The sequence below is a fragment of the Streptomyces chattanoogensis genome, from assembly GCF_001294335.1.
GTDB classification, from domain to species: domain Bacteria; phylum Actinomycetota; class Actinomycetes; order Streptomycetales; family Streptomycetaceae; genus Streptomyces; species Streptomyces chattanoogensis.
Genome location: NZ_LGKG01000058.1, coordinates 1 through 495, shown reverse-complemented (window position 1 = coordinate 495; position 495 = coordinate 1). Strand labels below are relative to the sequence as shown.

General features: G+C 69.9%; 2 protein-coding genes. Both read left to right on the top strand.

What is annotated here, in order from left to right; all coding sequences use genetic code 11:
- Positions 1-51 precede the first annotated feature (51 nt).
- Positions 52-288 carry a hypothetical protein gene (locus ADL29_RS08975; protein WP_053923172.1) on the top strand — a complete coding sequence of 79 codons (237 nt, stop codon included), beginning with the start codon at positions 52-54 and terminating at the stop codon, positions 286-288.
- Positions 285-495: hypothetical protein (locus ADL29_RS08970; RefSeq protein ID WP_053923171.1), on the top strand; the 211-nt coding region annotated here is incomplete at its 3' end. The genes ADL29_RS08975 and ADL29_RS08970, both read left to right, overlap by 4 nt.

Genomic DNA, 495 nt, shown 5'->3' with positions numbered 1-495 from the left:
ACCGTACTCCGGCCCAGCCTGGGTCGGCCTGAGCCCCTGAGGAGGGCCACCTTGCAGAACCTCGAAGGCCGGCACCCCGGCACCGTCGGGATCGCCCGCTACTTCGCGTACGAGCACCTGAAGACGCCGCTGCGCGGAGTCAGCAAGCAGTGCCACGACCTGGCCGAGCAGATGATCGGCACACGGCCCGACGGTCCGGAACTGACCGCCGGTCTCCGCAAGCTGCTTGAGGCGAAGGACTGCTTCGTCCGGGCCGCGCTCGACACCGCCCAGGAGGGACCAAGATGACCAACCACTCCACCACCCCGGCGCCGACCGTTGAGAGCAAGGTGAAGGCCGCGAGCATCGCCTCCTACCTGGGTCTGCTCGCGCTGCTCGCCATCCTCAACGGCGTATCGGACACCAACCTGGTCGCCGGGCTGCCGGACGTCGTCGAGGTGCTCGTCGCCCCGATCATCCCGGCGGCGGTCGCCCTGGTCGCCGGCTACGTGGCCC